This window comes from Streptomyces murinus (genome assembly GCF_002154555.1).
GTDB classification, from domain to species: domain Bacteria; phylum Actinomycetota; class Actinomycetes; order Streptomycetales; family Streptomycetaceae; genus Streptomyces; species Streptomyces murinus.
This window is the reverse complement of sequence record NZ_MUNF01001081.1, coordinates 1-613: the sequence shown is the minus strand read 5'-3', so window position 1 is coordinate 613 and position 613 is coordinate 1. Positions and strand designations below refer to the sequence as shown.

The 613-nt window shown below is 72.9% G+C and carries 1 protein-coding gene; it reads right to left on the bottom strand.

Annotated elements, in window-relative coordinates:
• Positions 1-70: 70 nt before the first annotated feature.
• On the bottom strand, positions 71-409 hold the full coding sequence (locus tag CCN72_RS37780; protein ID WP_086812717.1) for a hypothetical protein: 339 nt from the start codon (positions 407-409) through the stop codon (positions 71-73).
• Positions 410-613: the final 204 nt, after the last annotated feature.

Sequence of the window (613 nt, the reverse complement as noted above, 5' to 3'; positions counted from 1 at the left end):
GAACCGAACTCCCGGAGCCGGCCCCGAAACAGTCGGCCGGGAGGCGCGGGTCCGGCTCCGGGAGTTCGGTTCAGACGTTCATGGCCTCGTCCAGCACCGCTCCGAGATCGCGCAGGGCCGACTCCGCGATGAGTGGGTCCTTGTGTTCCAGGTCGGCCTGGGCGCGGACGTAGCGGGTGGAGAGGTCGGGGCGGCGGGCGATCTCGATGTCCCGGGCCCACAGCAGGACCCAGCTCTGCACGGGGCTGAGGGACTGCCACTGGACCGCCTTGGCGAAGGCCTCGTCCTTGCCGGCCTGCATCTCGGTCAGACGGCCGGGCGCGACGACGGCGAGCGCGGCACGGAGGGCGTCGGGAGTCGGCTCGGGACGGGGGATCAGCTCGTGCCCGTGGCCGGGCTGAGTGCTCATGGTGTCCTCCAGGGTGCGCCCTCAGGGTATCCGGCGCCGGGCATCGGCAGGGTACTCATGCGGGGCCTGATGACGCTTCGAACCCCAGTGCCCCGCGCGGTGCCCGGCACCTCCTCGATGCCCCCCCCTACGCTCCCCCCACCGCCGTCAGCAGCGCCAGTGGGGCCGCTGCGGAGCGGGATTCGCGGGTGCAGGCGTGGGGGT